Origin of the sequence: Neobacillus sp. PS3-40 (assembly GCF_030915485.1) — a bacterium.
Classification (GTDB): Bacteria; Bacillota; Bacilli; order Bacillales; family Cytobacillaceae; genus JAUZPL01.
In genome coordinates, this window is the sequence record NZ_CP133266.1 from 3,334,102 (window position 1) to 3,351,362 (window position 17,261).

Below are 17,261 nucleotides of genomic sequence, written 5' to 3' on the forward strand. Positions count from 1 at the left end.
TTCTATTATCCTCCGATTCTCGTTGTCTTATAACGATAATTCCTAACTACGGAATTCAGTAATTGCTCATTATCTGCTATAAAACGGATATGTATTATATTAACTTTTATGATGGACGTTAATGATAGTTCTTCTTCATTTTGAATTTCTGCGCTCCAGCCGCTATTTTTGAAAATGAAAGGAAAGGAGCTGGTAATTGGAATGCAACCAAGTTCCTCAAAATACTTGCCAAGATATGATAGGCTGATTCCACGAAATTCCAGATCCAGCTGAACCATGTTAACCACCTGCCACTGGAGGAAATAGTGCTATTTGATCTGTACTGTTTACCAACGTTTCCAGATCCTCCAAATGGATGATATTCCGCCCATTTACATAAACGTGAACGAAAGGTTTTAATGTTTTTTCAGGAGTAAATATTTCTTCCTGTAAATCAGGAAAATCATTAATCATTTTATCAAGTATATCGATGATCTTGTTTCCAAGAGGATTAACCTCAACAGTCATTCCCCCACAAATCACTCGAAGATTTGCAAAAACCTTTACAATCAAAACACCCACTCCTTTCTATTTCAATGCTTATCTTCATATTAAAACCAAAAGCAGTGGTTGTCACTGTTGTTTAACCAATTTCGAAGAAAAAATTGTGATTTTTTCCAGTATATAGATTTGCGTAAATGAACTTATCAAAAAAGACCGCTGATGCCTATGATTTGGAGAAAAAGGCACTAGCGGTAATCATAGGGTAATGAACGACGGAAATCAGTAAGTGAGTGAGTGAAAACCAATGCGCCCGTCAACGGCAAGAAACAGAGGTAATGGTCACAAAAGCACCACCCCAGCACTTGCCCGGACTAAACAGGGTACATCTATTCACCCATTAACAATCTTTCCCCCATTAACATGAATCATTTGTCCACTCATATATGAAGAATCATTGGAGGCAAGAAAAACATAACTTGGTGCTAGTTCATGGGGTTGGCCTGCCCTCTCCATTGGAGTATTTGTGCCAAATGTCGCAACCTGGTCTGCAGGAAAGGTGGACGGTATAAGCGGTGTCCAAATCGGTCCAGGTGCAACTCCGTTTACTCGAATGCCCTGTGTTGCCAAGGACTTTGCTAGGGATCGAGTAAAAGAAACAATAGCCCCTTTTGAAGAGGAATAATCCAATAATTGCTCATTTCCTTCATAAGCCGTTATAGACGCAGTATTAATAATGGACGCCCCTTTTTTTAAATAAGGGAGTGCCATCTTTGCCATATAAAAATAGGAAAAAATATTGGTCCGAAAGGTTTTTTCGAGCTGAGCTGAAGTAATATTTAAAAGACCTTTCTGCGGATGCTGTTCAGCTGCGTTATTGACAAGAATATCAATTTTTCCAAACTGATCAATTGTATTTTTGATAATCTCCTTGCAGTAATCTTCACTGCCGATATCACCTGAAAAGAGTAGACATTTGCGTCCTTCTGCTTCTACAAGCTGTTTTGTCTCCTCGGCATCTGTTTGTTCCTTCAAATACACAATTACTACATCTGCGCCTTCCTTTGCAAAATAAATAGCAACAGATTTACCGATGCCACTGTCCCCGCCAGTTATGATGGCGATTTTATCAGCTAACTTTCCGCTACCTTTATAATTTTCGTCAACGGAAATAGGCCTGGGATTCATTTCACTTTCGATCCCTGGTTGCTGGTTTTGATGCTGCGGTGGAAATGTGGTTTTCTGACTTTTATTGTTCATATTTATCTCCCTCCAAATCAACTGTTTTTATCATTCTTTTTTCTGATAAAAACAAACGTGGGAATTATTGGGGAAAATAAAAAAGCGAAAAGGAGATAAGTCCTTTTCGCTTGAATTAACGATAATTTAAAAATTGTACTTCCACTGTAAGATCATCTGATGCTCGAACTGCTGAAATAATTTGTTGAAGGTCATCACGACTTTTCCCACTAACACGTACTTGGTCATCCTGGATTAGACTTTTAACCTTTACTCCACTATTTTTTATAATGAGGTTAATTTTTTTTGCATTTTCTTTATCAATCCCTTGCACAAGCTTAGCTCTTTGTCGAACCGTTGCTCCTGCTGCTTTTTCAATTTTTCCATAGTCGAGGTTTCGAATGGGGATGCCTCTTTTAATTAGTTTTCCGAGCATTACGTCTTTAAGCTGATCTAATTTATATTCATCATCAGAAATTAAAACAAGCTCCTCTTTATCCAATGTAACCTCACTTTTGCTGCCTTTAAAATCATAACGTGTTTGAACTTCCTTCATTGTTTGAGTAATTGCATTCGTGACTTCAGAAAAATCGACTTTGGATACAATATCAAATGAGCAATCTTTGGCCATTATTATACCTCCGTTAAAATTAGTAATCCGTATAAAGTTTCTTTTATTTCTTTATTATAGTAAAATATAGCAGTTCAAACAACCTTCTGGAAAAAGCAGAAAGAGGAGGAGACAAATTTGTCTTTACAAGAATTAGTTGGGCAGGTTACGAATTTAACTGTTGCCCGTGTAGCTGCTTTTGGCTATTTTTTAACAGATGGAAATGAAGATGTATTGTTACATAAAAATGAGACGAAACAGGAATACGAGATAGATGAGAGTATAGATGTCTTTCTTTATACAGATTCGGAAGGAAGGCTTTCAGCTTCAACGTTCATTCCTGAAATAAGTGTTGGGAAATATGGATGGGTAAAAGTAACTGATACGAATCCTGGGCTTGGTGTTTTTTTAGATATTGGAGTCCAAAAGGATATCTTACTTGGCGTGCAAGATTTGCCTGTACATCGGTCTGTATGGCCAGCAATTGGCGATATGGTGTATATGACATTAAGGGCGGACCGCAATTATCTTTTGTATGCGAGACTTGCTAGCGATCAGGTAATACAGTCAATTTCAACTGAGGCAACTAGCCAGGAATTCAATAAGAATGTTCAAGGATATATTTACAGGACTGCTAAGGTAGGAAGCTGGATTTATACACTTGAAGGATTTAAAGGCTTTATCCATGAATCGCAACGGCTAAAAGAACCTCGCTTGGGTGAAAAAGTAGAGGGAAGGGTAGTTGATGTTAAAGTAGATGGTACCATCAACGTGTCCTTATTGGCTCGTAAGGAAGAATCGCTTGATCAAGATGCCGAGCGAATTTATGAGTATTTAATGAGTAGAAACGGCGCAATGCCATATACGGATAAAAGTACTCCAGAAGATATTCAGGATCGTTTTCAGTTAAGCAAAGGTGCTTTCAAACGCGCATTGGGCACACTTATGAAGCAAGGTAAGGTTTACCAGGACGATAGCTGGACATATGAAAAAAAAGAGTAACGGACAAGCATTTTTAAAATGCTTGTTTTTTTAGATTTCCTCCAAATACACCACAATACTTACATACTCTTTTCTTAATAGCAGAAACTACTTTATGTAGTAATGTAAAAGAAAGGAGCAAGCATATGCCACATACTTCTGATAATGACAAGAAAGCAAAAGACAATAATGCTCTACATCATGAAAAAAATATGATGCGTGAAAAAAATCGTAAAGCGGGTAAAAATCAATATTCAAAGAAAACAAATCATCTTTAAAAATAGCTTTGTTACTTAAAATTCTCGGGACAAACGACCTTTGGCTTATTCGAGAGTAACAAAGGAATTAGGTCCTTTCATTAGCCAAAAAAATTATTTAACATAGCAAAAAAGAAATGAGTGAGGTGGCAAGCACTTCACTCATTTCTTTTTAATAGTGTATTCAGGTATATCGTTTAAAAAGAAAATAGCAATGGTCCCTGGACCCGTATGTGCCCCAATTGCTGATCCAATGGCAGAAATATACACTTCTTTTGGCTGGAAATTATTTTCAAGTATGGCTTTTACTTCTAAAGCTGTTTCTTCATTGTCTGCATGGCTAATTCCGATAATTTGTTCATTTAAACGGGAACCACGTTCACTTATAACTTCGGTGATACGGTGAAGAAGCTTCTTTTTCCCTCTAATTTTTTCAAGAGGCACGAGTTTACCCTCTTCAACATTTAAAAGTGGTTTTATATTTAATAAACCACCAAGAAAAGCGGATGCTTTAGAAACACGTCCACCTTTTGCAAGATAATCTAAGTCCTCTACAGTAAAAAGGTGTTCCATATGCTGGCATCTAAACAGAACTTCTTTTAAAATGACTTCCTTCTCAATATTTTCAGCAGCAAGTCTTGCTGCTTCCCTGACAGTTAGCCCTTGTCCAAGTGATGCACACTTTGAGTCTACAATCGTTAATTGGAAATTTGGATATTTTTCCTTGACTTGGTCAAGAATCATAACAGCGGTTTGATATGTTCCAGATAATTCAGATGAAAATGCTATGTATATACCATCCTCATTGTTTTCAGCCATTTTTGTAAAAACTTCTGTAAATAAAAATGGCGAAACTTGGGAGGTTTTTGGCACTATTCCGTTTCGAATAGCTTCATAGACCTTTTTAGGATCGATGGTTTTTACATCTTCATACTCATGATCATTTAATTGAACTTTTAATGGAAGTAAAATGGCGTTGTTATCAGTATAAAATTGAAGGGGTAAATCACATGCGCTATCTGCTAGTATTTTTACTTGCATGAAGTTCACCTACTTTCAAGCTAAGATAAGTTCAGTTTATCGGTTTCAAAAAAAAAATACAATAATTAGTAATTGAAAAAGAGTAAAAGATAAAAAAGGAGAGGAACACAATATGTTTTGGCTCCAAACAAAAAAAGTAATGGTTGTTATTTTTGGTGCTTTATTAAATGCTATCTCAATGAATTTATTCTTAATCCCTGCGAATGTTTATTCGAGCGGGTTTGCTGGAATCGCACAATTGCTCTCAAAAGTACTCACGGATATTTCACCTTTTTCCGTTTCGATGGGCTATTTATTGCTGTTTCTAAACATCCCTGTTGCCATCCTTGGTTGGAAGAAGGTCGGAAAATCCTTTACTGTATTTAGTTTCATGAGCGTATTGTTGACAACGTTTTTTCTGGAGATTATTCCTATAAAAGAATTATCGCATGATATTCTTTTGAATGCTGTTTTTGGTGGAGTGATTTTAGCAGTTGGGGTTGGATTTACGTTAAAATGGGGGGCTTCGACTGGCGGGCTAGATATTGTTGCTATGGTTCTATCGCGGGCCAAAGATAAGCCTGTCGGAACCTATATGTTTACCCTTAATGCCATTATTATCTTAACAGCAGGTATTCTCTATGGTTGGGAAAAGGCGTTATATACTCTTGTAACCCTTTATACGTCAACAAGAGTAATTGATGCGATCCATACAAGACATGAAAAATTAACAGCTATCATTATTACCCGAAATGGTGAAGATCTTAAAAAAGCAATTCATTCACAACTTGTTAGAGGAATTACAACGATTCCTGCCAAAGGAGCTTATACAAATGAGACAAAGGATATGATGATGATAGTGATAACCAGGTATGAGCTATTTGATTTGGAAAGAATCATTAAAGAGGTAGACCCGAACGCATTTACGAACATTATTGAGACTTCAAGTGTTGTTGGTTTCTTTCGAAGAGATTAAGCTTTTAGGAGGCTTAGATTGTGCTTAGTTTATTATTTTCGTTCCTGTTATCTATTTCTTGTAATATTCCATTTCATTCCATTGATGTGGTCATGACCAATAGAGTCATCCCTACGGAAAATAATGCGGCATTTCGTCATATCCATGTGCACGGAAATAAGGGTGTGTATTTGATTACTGGTGAAACAAATCTTATAAGTAGAGTAGTTTTTTATTCGGTAGAAGATGGTCATGTAGAATTCATCCATGAAAAAAAACTTAGTGTAAAAAAGAAATCTCAAAAGTGGACTTCTTTTAAAATAAGAATGGAAATTCCGAATTCAAAACTTCCGCGTAATGGTTCGCTTATTTTGAATTTATATGAACGAACGAGTAAGGGGGTTACGGTGCATCCATATTCAGTTATTCTAGAGGAATTCTACGATTAAAGAGCTGGCACAAGATGTTGTGCCAGCTCTTTGTGTTTACCAAAATTTTATGTTCTACATTTGTTAAATCAATTCAGCTTCCGCGCAGGCGCTTGTGCCTTCTTAGATTTGTTCAAGCTCATTTTGCATTTTTTGGAGCTGACTTTGTTCAGCAACAGTTGAATTTGCATAAGCAGAGCGTAATGCATTTTTGGCTGTTGCAGTGGCAGCTTGTTGATCAGCAGGGCTAGCAGATTTCGCTATTTCAACAAATCTTCTTGCTTCTTGGAAAAGTTGGTTTCCCATCTTTATATTCCTCCAAGTGAGGATTCATGTACATTGGCCATCTTCTGAGCTTCCGCTTCAGCGTAGGTCATATGATATGGGATACGTTCAGCATGTTTCGTAACGGTATCCTTTCCTTGTTGGACAAAGCGTTTCGATTTGTTTCGTTTACCCATTAGAATCCCTCCAATTTCTAGAGCTTGCTTTGAAACAGCTAGGCTGCTTCTTTCCTAGTATGTACGAAAATGTGGGGATTCATTTTAGGAAAACAATGTCACTATTTGAGGTTCAATAAATCCTCTAGATATACTCCAACACCATCTTCATTATTTGAAAGGGTACTATCATTAGCCATCAATTTTACTTGATCAATGGCGTTTCCCATTGCAACTCCTCTACCAGCAAATTCGAGCATTTCAAGGTCATTATCTTCATCCCCAAAGGCAATAATTCTGTCTGCTGGAATTTGATAATATTCAGCTACATTCTTTACACCTACTGCTTTATTAAGACCGGATTTGATTATTTCAATAACATGAAATGGTGCTGCCCAACTACGATGGTCAATCACCTCGGCATGAACATCCGAGAGGTGTTTACGAATTTTGATTAACTCAAATTCATCAGTATGAATTAAAAGGCTTGTTGGAGAATCATGTAAAAATTCACTTAGGTCACCTGTAGTTATTTTGGGATTTCCAAGACTAAAAATATCTAAGAGCTTTTCATCGTGATAATGGAAGTAGACCTGATCAATTACCTCAGCAATAATATTATAAAAATGAAAGGATCGGCATGCTTCAACAATTTCCTTTGCCACTTTAATATCCAAGGGGGAATGGTATGTGCCCCAAGTCCGGTCTTTTGGATGATGTATAAAAGCTCCGTTGAAATTCACAATAGGGGTGTCTAGCTCTAGTTCCTTATAATACATTTCACTCGACCGAAATGGACGACCGGTTGCAATCATAACGATATGTCCCTGATCTTTAGCCTTTTTAATAATTTTTTTTGTCTTTAAGGAAATCGTTTTATCGTCTTTTAGTAATGTTCCATCCAAATCTAATGCAATTAAATGTTTGTTTGCCATGAGATCTCCTTCTTATTCAGGTTGTTTTTTTCCATACATGTGATTGAAGAAAAAGTTCAAGCATGTTTTTAGGAAAAAGTGTAATTACCGATTATAATTAATATGTTAACAATTTTATATGTAATCTGTAAAAAAATTCACTTAATAAAATTTTTCAAGTCAGTATAATTAATGTAGCCTTTAGGAGGTCATCCATTGATTGTTGTTAAACATGAGTGTATCAAAAGTATTCCACTTCTCCATGTCGTCAAACAAAAGGAACAGTGGGAAAAGCTTCCTCTAATCATCTTTATTCATGGTTTTACAAGTGCAAAGGAACATAATCTTCATTATGCGTATTTGTTAGCGGAAGCAGGTTTTCGAATCTTGCTACCTGAAGCATTATACCATGGCGAAAGGGAACAAGATTTAACTGAAAAGGACCTTTTGATCCATTTTTGGGATATTGTTTTAAATACCATTAATGAAATAAAGATAATTAAGGAATTTTATGAAGAAGAGGGGCTTGTAAAATCAGGAGAAATTGGTGTAGTGGGGACATCAATGGGTGGTATGGTAACTCTTGGTGCGATGACACAATATGAATGGATCAAAGTAGCAGTTAGTTTAATGGGGATGCCTGCATACGAAAAATACTCCCTTTGGCAATTAGAACAGTTAAGTGAACAAGGAGTTCCGCTTCCTTTTAATGAAGAGGAGATTGAACAACAACTTGCCACCATTCGCCAATACGATCTAAGCCTTCAACCTGAAAAACTTGTTAATCGGCCATTGTTATTTTGGCATGGCAAAAAAGATTCATTGGTACCTTACCCATTAACATATCAATTTTTCGAAACAATTAAGCCCGATTATCAACAAAATCCTGGGAATTTGGCTTTTCTAACAGATGAACAGGCTGGACATAAGGTGAGTAGGGAAGGTCTAATTGCAACGGTTGAGTGGTTCAAACAACATTTATTTATAAATGATAAAAATATAGTAGGAGTGAATTAGGAATGAATGAAGAATTAAAAGAGAATATCATGGGTGCACTAGAGCTTGTTATCGATCCAGAGCTAGGAGTGGACATTGTTAATTTAGGATTGGTTTATGATGCTGAGCTGAGCGATGAAGGAGAATTGGTGGTAACCATGACGTTGACATCAATGGGTTGCCCGCTTGCAGGAACGATAGTTGATCAAGTAAAAAGGGCTGTATCAGATATTCCTGAGGTAAAAGGAACAGAAGTTAATATTGTTTGGAATCCACCTTGGACTAAAGATATGATGTCGCGTTATGCAAAAATTGCATTAGGGATAAGATAGTCATCCTTTAAAACAACAGCATTAATACTAAGGACACTGAAAAAGAAGCTGACAACCTAGATGTAGTAGGTTATTAGCTTCTTTTTCGTAGTAAATACGCTTTTTTAGTGTCCTAAAAATACTTGCTGTCGTTTTTATTTTGGACACATATTGGTTCTCGGTTGTGAGGTAGTTCACTTTTTAAAACTATAAACATCATTATAATATAAGTAATAAAACTGTTTTGCTTGAGAAGGCAGATTCAGGAGGCGTTTCATATGGTTATGAGTCGGGATTTTAATAAAGACCCGTTTATTGTTATTTGGGAACTAACACGTGCATGTCAATTAAAGTGTTTGCATTGCCGTGCAGATGCCCAATATAAAAGAGATCACCGCGAACTTACATTCGAAGAAGGCAAAAATTTAATTGATCAAATATATGATATGAACAATCCAATGCTCGTCTTTACTGGCGGAGACCCGCTAATGAGGGAAGACGTTTTTGATATTGCTAAATATGCAGTTGAAAAGGGCGTACGTGTATCAATGACACCAAGTGCTACCCCTAATGTAACAAAGGAAGCCATTGAAAAAGCAAAAGAGGTCGGACTTTCACGCTGGGCATTCAGTATTGATGGTCCAACTGCAGAGGTCCATGACCATTTCCGCGGTACCCCTGGGTCATTTGATCTTACGATGGAAAAAATTCAATATTTACATGAAGTTGGATTGCCAATTCAGATTAATACAGTAATTTCAAGATATAATATAGAATATCTTGATGAAATGGCAAAAATGGTTGAGGATTTGAACTGTGTTCTCTGGAGTGTCTTCTTCCTTGTCCCAACAGGAAGAGGCCAGGAATCAGATATGATCTCACCTGTTGAACACGAAAAGGTTTTCAGATGGCTATATGACTTAAGCAAACGAGTATCTTTTGATATTAAAACAACTGAAGCTATGCATTATCGTCGTGTTGTCATTCAACAAAAAATGCGAGAAGCAAAAGACATGACAGATGAAATTGAATATTTAAGTGCATTAACAGAAAAAGGGCTAACAGGTTCTATTGATGGTCTAGGACGTGCACCTAAGGGTGTTAACGATGGAAATGGCTTTGTCTTCATTTCTCATATAGGGGATGTCTATCCAAGTGGATTATTACCCGTAAAGGCTGGGAATATCCGTGAAACATCTCTTGCAGAAATTTATCGTGAGTCACCTATCTTTAAATCATTAAGAAATCCGGATCTTTATAAGGGCAAGTGTGGTGTGTGTGAATTCCGCTATGTCTGTGGAGGTTCTAGATCGAGAGCATATGCAATGACTGGCGATTACCTTGAAAGTGAGCCATTCTGCGTATATATTCCCAAAGTATTGAGGGAAAAAGAAGCACAAGAAAGTTAAATTGATACAAGTAAAGGCACAAAAAAGGGGTGGCATTTGCCGCCCCTAATTTAGCTAATCAAAATTGATATCTAATTACTCTATACTGCAAAAAACAACCGGGCAATTTTCACAGCCAATCTCATCTCTTAAATATTGCAGGTCTAAAATAGAAATTTTACCCCTGTTGATTGAAATAATATTATCTCTCTTCAATTCGCTAAGAATGCGGTTTGTACTTTCTCTAGATGTCCCGCAGAAATTAGCTAACTCTTGATTTGTCAGAGGTAAATCAATCAAAATTCCATCCTTCTGTTGAACACCATAACTATTGGACATTCGAATTAAGGTTGAAAATAGAGCACCTCGTTTTCCATTTAAAACAAGATCACGAAATTTTGTTTGTGTTTTCCGAAAATGGTCACTCATCCATTTCATAAATTCCAAAGCAAGCCTGCTATCTTGGAATATTTCGCTCTCAAGAACATCTTTTCGAATAGCAACTACTTCACCTTCTTCAAGGACCTTTGCGCTTAATAAGTACCTCGGGTTATCAGTAAACAATGTCAATTCACCACAAATATCATTTTCTCCGCAGATTCGTAAAGAAAGTTCACGACCATCAGTGGTAACTTTACTGATTTGGACTTTACCAGAAACAACAATATAAAGTTCTTCAGCTTGCATTCCTTCTTGAAACAAAAATGTTCCTTTTACACTTTTAATTTTTCGGTCAGCAAATCTTAGTAATTCTTTTATTTCTAATGAATGGGTAGGTTTGATGTTTGTTATCATTAATTTCACCCTCCTAAACAATTTTTCAAGAGTAAGCATGTACTGTTAAAAAGGCATTTTTATGGTATGATATATTCACTATTTGTATTTTAACGTAAATTTTGTAAAATAAAATAGGTAAACAATGTCGATATAGTGAAAATTACAAAAAATAAATCGGCAAATAAATATTTGTAATAATTTTACATTACTTACGATAAATATAATGGTAAAGATGGTAAAGTGTGATCTAAACAATAGTCTTTTTATAATAACATTGATACACTTAGAATAATATAGCTTCTTTGAAATAATGGAGTTGATAGAATTGGAGAAGACCATTATTAAAGATACATTAAATAGGCCGCTTCGGGATTTAAGGATTTCAGTTATTGATCGGTGTAATTTACGCTGTCAATATTGCATGCCTGCTGATAAATTTGGCCCTGATTTTGAATTTTTGCCTAAGAGTGCCCTGTTGACATATGAAGAAATTGAACGTGTTTCTAAAATCTTTGTAAAACTTGGGGTTGAAAAAATAAGGCTTACAGGTGGAGAACCTCTATTGAGAAGAGATATGCCAATTCTCGTAAAAAAACTTTCAGAAATTGATGGTTTAAGAGATATTGGCCTAACTACAAATGGTATTCTACTTGAAAAGTATGCATTAGATTTAAAAAATGCTGGTCTTAAAAGGGTAAATGTTAGTCTAGATAGTTTAAACGATGAGTTGTTTGGAAAAATAAATGGAAGAAATATTGGAACCAAGCCTGTCCTTGATGGAATTAAGAAAGCGCGTGAAGTTGGTTTAGGCGTGAAAATAAATATGGTTGTAAAAAGGGGTCTAAATGACTCAGAAATTATTCCGATGGCAGAATACTGCAAGAATAATGGTTTACAGCTAAGATTTATTGAATTTATGGACGTAGGATCCACAAATGGCTGGAAAATGGATGATGTCATCACCAAAAAGCAAATCTACGATATGTTAAAAGAACATTATGAACTTGAGGCATTAGATCCAGCTTATTTCGGTGAAGTAGCAAAATTGTATCGCTATAAAGATACGGATGTGGATGTTGGCTTTATTTCGTCTGTATCAGAATCGTTTTGCTCAAGCTGCACCCGTGCCCGCCTTTCTGCAAATGGACAAATTTTCACATGTTTATTTAATGGAAATGGCCATGATATCCGAAATGTTATGAGAAATGGCGCAACAGATGAACAACTCGCCGAGAGAATTAGTGGAATTTGGGGCGATAGAAATGATCGCTACTCGGATGAAAGAACGGCCGAAGCAAATTTAAACCGAAAGAAAATTGAAATGTCGTATATTGGTGGATAACAAAACTCTACTCTCTTTTTTAAGGGAGTAGAGTTTTTTGAATGGATGAAAGGGTAAGTTTAGTTAAAGAAAACTCGCTGATCAGCTAAAAAAAGAGTCAGACTCCTCTGGTAAGTGAGGAGTCTGGCCCTTTTTTTAGAGTTTTAATTTTATTCGTTAATATATCTTGGGAATAAGATATTATTTTCTAAATGTACATGCATAAATGTTTGTCCTTCAAGCTCTTCTAAACGTTTGAAAACGAGTGTATAGGTTCCACAAGCATCAACTGGAAGAGCAAAGTCAGAAGTAAGCTCACGAATTTGCAATAAAATAGCTCCTGCAGCATCATGCTCTTTTTCAAGTTCAATAATTTGAGCTGAAGCTGCTGCACGGTCTTCAACTTCGTTATTTGCTAATTTTCGAATCAGAGGGAAAACAACTTCTTCTTCTTTAGCACAATGTTCAAGCATTTCTTTTTTAAACTCATAAAATAACTCATTCACTTTTAATAACTCAGGATGGTTATCGCCATGAACACGTGAAATTTTTGTAACATATGGGCTTAACGCTGTTAATTCTTCCTCTAGAGGACGGTGGTATTGAGAAATAACATGATCGATAATCGTGTTAGTATCTGACTCAGTCCAAACTTCAGGATTTGTTTCAACGTTTGCAAATTTTTCATATGCTACTTTTAAATCAGCCATGATTGAATCTGTGTCGATACTAAGTGCTGAAATAGCATCTGCTAATGGAATGTTTCCGCCACAGCAAAAGTCAATACGATATTTTTTGAATATATCACTAGATTTTGGGAATTTATTTACGATATCTTTTACGATAGAGTCTGTTGTGAATGGGAAAGTCATTTTTATTTTCCTCCTAATATTTAAATCTTTATACCATTAGCATAATGTATATATCGAAAAAACTAGGTGACCTATATCACACATTTACTATGATTTATATTATTTTCCTTCCTAAAATGTTATTATGGGGACTATTGATTTGCTATGTTTAGTTGTTTTCGATAGTCTTATAATGAGTTAAAAATACAAAAATAATGTATCGCTTACATAGCGCGCAGTAAGACCAGGAGCTGATAGTAATGTTTGAGCGTAGAGATCCAATTTCAATTGGGGATGCAGTAAAAAAAGTAATGGAAAATCAAGTAACTGGAAAAACAGAACTCGTTTCGATAGAACACAGTCATGGACGCTTTTTATCAGAGGATTTGATTGCAACGAGTGATGTTCCACATTTTGATAGGGCACCATATGATGGTTTTGCGGTCAGATCGATTGATACAACAAATGCTTCTCAACACAATCCGATTGAATTTGAGGTTATTGACCATATAGGAGCTGGAATGACTTCAGATAAAGAGGTAAAAGAAAACCAAGCAGTTAGAATTATGACAGGGGCCATGATGCCTAAAGGATCTGATGCAGTTGTGATGTTTGAACTGGCACAAACATCAGAGAAAAATGGGAAACCTTTTATGTCTACAAAACGTAGCTTTAAAAAAGGTGATAACGTTTCATTTATTGGTGAAGATGCTAAAAAAGGTGAAGTTTTAGTTAAAAAAGGAATTGTAATTAATCCAGGAATACAAGCAATGCTTGCTACTTTTGGATATGCACAGGTTCCAGTTGCCCAGAAGCCAATTATTGGGCTGTTTGCTACAGGAACAGAACTTCTAGAAGTCGACGAACCATTGGTTCCAGGAAAAATACGCAATAGCAATTCTTTGATGATTGCAGCTCAAATCGAGAGAGCTGGGGGAAAAGTTGACTATTTGGGGAAACTTCCAGATGAATTTGATACATGTTTTGATGCTGTAAAAAATGCAATAGATAAGGTGGACTTACTCGTAACAACGGGTGGTGTATCGGTGGGAGACTTCGATTATCTTCCCGAAATATATGAGAAGTTAGGTGCTCAAGTTCTCTTTAATAAAGTTGCTATGCGGCCAGGAAGTGTCACAACAGTAGCACAGTACAACGGCAAGATTTTATTTGGTCTATCTGGAAATCCATCTGCCTGCTATGTCGGGTTTGAACTATTCACCCGTCCTATTATTCGAAAGCTTCTATTTTCACAAAAACCGCATCTAAAAAAAGAAAGAGCAATTCTTGAAGCGAACTTTCCAAAAGCAAATCCATTTACTCGATTTGTAAGAAGTGCAGTTACTTTAGAGGATGGAAGATTGAAGGTGACTCCTAGTGGACTGGATAAATCCAATATTATCATGAGCCTTTCAGGTGCAAATTCATTAATGATTTTGCCAGGAGGAACGAGAGGATTTGAAATAGGTAATGTTGTTGATGTCTTGTTACTTGAAGACCAAGTAGGAAGCGAGTGGCCTTGGTAACACCAAAAATTTTTCAAATTGTTGGATATCAAAACAGTGGGAAAACCACGTTCATGACAAAAGTCCTTAAACGCTTAAAAGCAGAAGGGTTGATAGTGGCAACGATTAAACATCATGGTCATGGAGGAAAACCAGATGTTTTTGAACAAAAGGATTCTGTGAGACATATTGAAAACGGAGCAATTGCGTCAATCGTTGAAGGAAATGGAAGGCTTTTATTGCAAGCAGAAAAAACAAGCTGGACCCTTCAAGAAAAACTCCAGATAATGGAGTTTTCTCATCCGGATATTATTCTAATTGAAGGCTATAAGCAGGAAAGATACCCAAAGCTGTTGTTAGTAAAGGAAGAGGAAGATCTGGAACGTTTATTAAAGCTGGATAACATTCAATTCATAATCGTCTGGAATGGTCAATTATTAGAAAAATTAGCTAGTAATAATAATATCCCCTGCTTTCATATTAACGATTTATTAGGGTTTGAGAAGATTGTGAGCTTTATTAAACACCAGCTAAATTGATTCATAAACATCGACAAAATGGCACCGACTTGTATGACTAGACAGCTTGCGATTGATTACACTTTCAGGAAGTTTATAATTTGTTCATTAAATAGATGAAAAAAGTTTTAAAAATAGACAAATTTGTAACTTTTCTCACTGTAGTTTCGATTGTTTTTGCTTATAATCCTAGTAGGGGATAATATGTTTGTTCAATATAGAGGAAGCGAGTAAATGGAAGTGCTCATTTATTATAAATCTAATGGGTTATCCGTATAACCTTGATTTAAAAATGGACATTTCCAATCTCGCTCTGAATTTATAATTTATAAAAAGTTACAAAAAGAGGGCAGATTGCCTTCTTTTTTATTTTGAGTGACTTGTTTCACATACCTTTTTTTTTTGCTGACTTAAACTTAAAGAGTAAGCAGGAAAAGGAGTGATCTAGATGAAGTTATTTTTACCAAAACAACATGGTGCATGGGCCATGGCTATAATTCCTTTTTGGCTCGGGGTTGTAGAAGGTGGTTTTGTTTGGGAGCATATTCCTTTTTTTATAGGTTGGTTGTTTTTATATTTATCAACATACCCAATGCTCCTTTTATTTAAGAAAAAGAAGCTTATGTTCTATTCAAAATGGACTGCTATTTATCTGGTTCCAGCCATTCTGATTTTACTTTTTCCGCTTGCTAAAAATTTTTCAATCATTTACTTTGGACTTTTAATGATTCCCTTTTTTATTATAAATGCTTTTTATTCATCACAAAATAATGATCGTTCATTAATGAACGATTTTAGTGCTATTTTTGCTTTTTCAATTGTAAGTCTCGGGAGTAGCTTTTTGGGTAATGGAATTGTAACGGCTGAAGCTATTCTTATTTTCTTTTCATCCGTTCTGTTTTTCGTAGGTAGTACTTTTTATGTAAAAACAATGATTCGGGAAAAAAACAACCCCCAGTTTAAATGGATATCATGGGCTTTCCATGTTCTAATTCCAATTGTTTGGTTCGTATTGGGTTATTGGATTGTAGCGCTTGCGTTCATACCTAGTATGTTGAGGGCAATTGGATTTTATGGAAAAACTTTATCAGCGAAAAAAGTCGGTATTTATGAAATTGTAAATGCAACTCTATTTTTCTGCATGATGACCATACAGTTGTTAATAAAGTAAACACTCTTTAAAATTTTACAGAGTAGCTTTTCATTACCTATTAAAAAAATCGACCATTGATAGGTCGATTTTTTGGCTAATCTGAATCTATATTCCATACATTCTGTTAGCGCATAAGGGCAACGACGCCTAATCATCGCCCATTAAGGGCTAGCCAATCGGCGAGTTTTCTTTATCCAAAGTTAATTTATCCTGCAAATTTCAACGGGGCATCTTTCACAGTCTATTTCGTTTCTTAAGTAATCGATGTCGTGTATTGTTATAGTCCCTTTATCAATGGAGATGATATTAGCTTTACGTAAATCACTAAGAAGACGATTTACAACTTCTCGAGATGTTCCGCAAAAGTTTGCCAGTTCTTGGTTTGTTAAGGGGAGGCGAATCATGATTCCATCTGTTTTCATTATTCCATAGCTATTTGAGATTCTAATTAAAGTGGAGTATAAAGCCCCTTTTTTTCCGTGAAGGACTAAATCTCGGAATTTCGTTTGTGTTTTCCGATATTGCTGACTCATCCACTTCATGTACACAAGTGAAAGAGGAAGATTTTTAGAAAGCTTTTCCTCTAAAACATCTTTCATAATAACGGCTACTTCCCCGCTCTCAGCGACGCGTCCACTTAATAAATACTTTTGAGAAGGACAAAATATGTCGATTTCTCCAATTAAATCGCCTTTTTTGCACATCCTTAAGGTAAGCTCTCTACCGTCAGGAATAATTTTACTTACTTGAAGGATTCCGCTCTGAACAATGTACAATTCATTGGCGATAGCTCCTTCTTGAAATAGAAAAGTACCTTTTTCCATTTTTCTTATATGATGAACCATTTCAAATAGTTCATGTAATTCAGTTGAAACTTCCTTCAATGACTGCATACGATAACCACCTTTAAAGAGGCGAAATTTTTGTGAGTATTTAAGCAAAGACTAAATACAGTCAACATCAACATTTCTCTATATATTACTATCATTATATTGTTAATTAAGTTATTTTTGCAATACGTGAGGAATTATTTCATACAATCGTCAAAAAGTAAATAAAAGTAGTGAATATTTTAAAAAAATCATGTCGAAATTTCAGTTTAAAGGAAAAAGGAAGG

At 35.7% G+C, this 17,261-nt stretch carries 22 protein-coding genes; 11 read left to right on the plus strand and 11 right to left on the minus strand.

Features of this window, described 5'->3' with window-relative positions:
• Nucleotides 1-5: 5 nt before the first annotated feature.
• The 4 genes from RCG20_RS16300 to RCG20_RS16315 all read right to left on the minus strand — a co-directional run bounded on the left by RCG20_RS16300 (nt 6) and on the right by RCG20_RS16315 (nt 2,350).
• On the minus strand, nt 6-278 hold the full coding sequence (locus RCG20_RS16300) for a MoaD-like domain-containing protein (protein ID WP_308181162.1): 273 nt from the start codon (nt 276-278) through the stop codon (nt 6-8).
• Nucleotide 279: 1 nt separating this feature from the next.
• Nucleotides 280-552, minus strand: coding sequence for a ubiquitin-like small modifier protein 1 (locus RCG20_RS16305; RefSeq protein WP_308181163.1), 273 nt, complete (start codon nt 550-552; stop codon nt 280-282).
• Between the two features lie 321 nt (nt 553-873).
• On the minus strand, nt 874-1,740 hold the full coding sequence (locus RCG20_RS16310) for an SDR family oxidoreductase (RefSeq protein WP_308181164.1): 867 nt from the start codon (nt 1,738-1,740) through the stop codon (nt 874-876).
• A gap of 115 nt (nt 1,741-1,855) precedes the next feature.
• Nucleotides 1,856-2,350, minus strand: coding sequence for a YajQ family cyclic di-GMP-binding protein (locus tag RCG20_RS16315; protein WP_308181165.1), 495 nt, complete (start codon nt 2,348-2,350; stop codon nt 1,856-1,858).
• 117 nt (nt 2,351-2,467) lie between these two features.
• On the opposite strand from RCG20_RS16315, the gene RCG20_RS16320 reads away from it, so the two are divergent.
• Nucleotides 2,468-3,331 carry a CvfB family protein gene (locus RCG20_RS16320; RefSeq protein ID WP_308181166.1) on the plus strand — a complete coding sequence of 288 codons (864 nt, stop codon included), beginning with the start codon at nt 2,468-2,470 and terminating at the stop codon, nt 3,329-3,331.
• Nucleotides 3,332-3,456: 125 nt separating this feature from the next.
• Nucleotides 3,457-3,588 carry a DUF3941 domain-containing protein gene (locus tag RCG20_RS16325; RefSeq protein WP_308181167.1) on the plus strand — a complete coding sequence of 44 codons (132 nt, stop codon included), beginning with the start codon at nt 3,457-3,459 and terminating at the stop codon, nt 3,586-3,588.
• Between the two features lie 141 nt (nt 3,589-3,729).
• On the opposite strand, the gene RCG20_RS16330 is transcribed toward RCG20_RS16325, so the two are convergent.
• Nucleotides 3,730-4,608: a DegV family protein gene (locus tag RCG20_RS16330; protein WP_308181168.1), complete on the minus strand. Its 879-nt coding sequence runs from the start codon at nt 4,606-4,608 to the stop codon at nt 3,730-3,732.
• A gap of 112 nt (nt 4,609-4,720) precedes the next feature.
• Here RCG20_RS16330 and RCG20_RS16335 point away from each other — a divergent pair, with 112 nt between their 5' ends.
• Together RCG20_RS16335 and RCG20_RS16340 are read left to right on the plus strand one after the other, a co-directional pair.
• Complete coding sequence (locus RCG20_RS16335; protein ID WP_308181169.1) at nt 4,721-5,563, plus strand: YitT family protein; 843 nt, start codon at nt 4,721-4,723, stop codon at nt 5,561-5,563.
• 20 nt (nt 5,564-5,583) lie between these two features.
• Nucleotides 5,584-5,991: an intracellular proteinase inhibitor gene (locus RCG20_RS16340; RefSeq protein ID WP_308181170.1), complete on the plus strand. Its 408-nt coding sequence runs from the start codon at nt 5,584-5,586 to the stop codon at nt 5,989-5,991.
• Between the two features lie 102 nt (nt 5,992-6,093).
• Here the strand turns inward: RCG20_RS16340 and RCG20_RS16345 are convergent, their stop codons facing one another.
• The 3 genes from RCG20_RS16345 to RCG20_RS16355 form a co-directional block, all read right to left on the minus strand.
• Complete coding sequence (locus RCG20_RS16345; protein WP_308181171.1) at nt 6,094-6,276, minus strand: DUF3813 domain-containing protein; 183 nt, start codon at nt 6,274-6,276, stop codon at nt 6,094-6,096.
• A gap of 2 nt (nt 6,277-6,278) precedes the next feature.
• Nucleotides 6,279-6,431, minus strand: coding sequence for a hypothetical protein (locus tag RCG20_RS16350; RefSeq protein ID WP_308181172.1), 153 nt, complete (start codon nt 6,429-6,431; stop codon nt 6,279-6,281).
• A 101-nt stretch (nt 6,432-6,532) separates the two neighbouring features.
• Complete coding sequence (locus tag RCG20_RS16355) at nt 6,533-7,345, minus strand: Cof-type HAD-IIB family hydrolase (RefSeq protein WP_308181173.1); 813 nt, start codon at nt 7,343-7,345, stop codon at nt 6,533-6,535.
• Nucleotides 7,346-7,540: 195 nt separating this feature from the next.
• Between RCG20_RS16355 and RCG20_RS16360 the strand changes: the two genes are divergently transcribed.
• From RCG20_RS16360 to RCG20_RS16370, 3 genes are all read left to right on the plus strand, one after another.
• Nucleotides 7,541-8,341 (plus strand): prolyl oligopeptidase family serine peptidase, encoded by an 801-nt coding sequence (locus RCG20_RS16360; protein WP_308181174.1) that lies wholly within the window; start codon nt 7,541-7,543, stop codon nt 8,339-8,341.
• A 2-nt stretch (nt 8,342-8,343) separates the two neighbouring features.
• A complete protein-coding gene (locus RCG20_RS16365; RefSeq protein ID WP_308181175.1) occupies nt 8,344-8,652 on the plus strand; it encodes a metal-sulfur cluster assembly factor in 309 nt (102 codons plus the stop codon).
• A gap of 257 nt (nt 8,653-8,909) precedes the next feature.
• On the plus strand, nt 8,910-10,040 hold the full coding sequence (locus tag RCG20_RS16370) for a TIGR04053 family radical SAM/SPASM domain-containing protein (RefSeq protein WP_308181176.1): 1,131 nt from the start codon (nt 8,910-8,912) through the stop codon (nt 10,038-10,040).
• 75 nt (nt 10,041-10,115) lie between these two features.
• On the opposite strand, the gene RCG20_RS16375 is transcribed toward RCG20_RS16370, so the two are convergent.
• Complete coding sequence (locus RCG20_RS16375) at nt 10,116-10,814, minus strand: Crp/Fnr family transcriptional regulator (protein WP_308181177.1); 699 nt, start codon at nt 10,812-10,814, stop codon at nt 10,116-10,118.
• Between the two features lie 307 nt (nt 10,815-11,121).
• On the opposite strand from RCG20_RS16375, the gene moaA reads away from it, so the two are divergent.
• Nucleotides 11,122-12,138: a GTP 3',8-cyclase MoaA gene (gene moaA / locus RCG20_RS16380; protein WP_308181178.1), complete on the plus strand. Its 1,017-nt coding sequence runs from the start codon at nt 11,122-11,124 to the stop codon at nt 12,136-12,138.
• A gap of 149 nt (nt 12,139-12,287) precedes the next feature.
• Here the strand turns inward: moaA and ric are convergent, their stop codons facing one another.
• On the minus strand, nt 12,288-12,989 hold the full coding sequence (ric, locus tag RCG20_RS16385; RefSeq protein ID WP_308181179.1) for an iron-sulfur cluster repair di-iron protein: 702 nt from the start codon (nt 12,987-12,989) through the stop codon (nt 12,288-12,290).
• A 239-nt stretch (nt 12,990-13,228) separates the two neighbouring features.
• On the opposite strand from ric, the gene glp reads away from it, so the two are divergent.
• The 3 genes from glp to RCG20_RS16400 all read left to right on the plus strand — a co-directional run bounded on the left by glp (nt 13,229) and on the right by RCG20_RS16400 (nt 16,162).
• The gene (gene glp, locus RCG20_RS16390; RefSeq protein WP_308181180.1) at nt 13,229-14,494 is read left to right on the plus strand and encodes a molybdopterin molybdotransferase MoeA; all 1,266 of its coding nucleotides are present in this window, start codon (nt 13,229-13,231) and stop codon (nt 14,492-14,494) included.
• Entirely contained in the window at nt 14,482-15,012 is a 531-nt protein-coding gene (gene mobB / locus RCG20_RS16395; RefSeq protein WP_374120483.1) for a molybdopterin-guanine dinucleotide biosynthesis protein B, read from the plus strand. Before glp ends, mobB begins: the two co-directional genes overlap by 13 nt.
• A 427-nt stretch (nt 15,013-15,439) precedes the next feature.
• Nucleotides 15,440-16,162 (plus strand): YwiC-like family protein, encoded by a 723-nt coding sequence (locus tag RCG20_RS16400; RefSeq protein ID WP_308181182.1) that lies wholly within the window; start codon nt 15,440-15,442, stop codon nt 16,160-16,162.
• A gap of 182 nt (nt 16,163-16,344) precedes the next feature.
• On the opposite strand, the gene RCG20_RS16405 is transcribed toward RCG20_RS16400, so the two are convergent.
• Nucleotides 16,345-17,037 carry a Crp/Fnr family transcriptional regulator gene (locus RCG20_RS16405; RefSeq protein WP_308181183.1) on the minus strand — a complete coding sequence of 231 codons (693 nt, stop codon included), beginning with the start codon at nt 17,035-17,037 and terminating at the stop codon, nt 16,345-16,347.
• Nucleotides 17,038-17,261 lie beyond the last annotated feature (224 nt).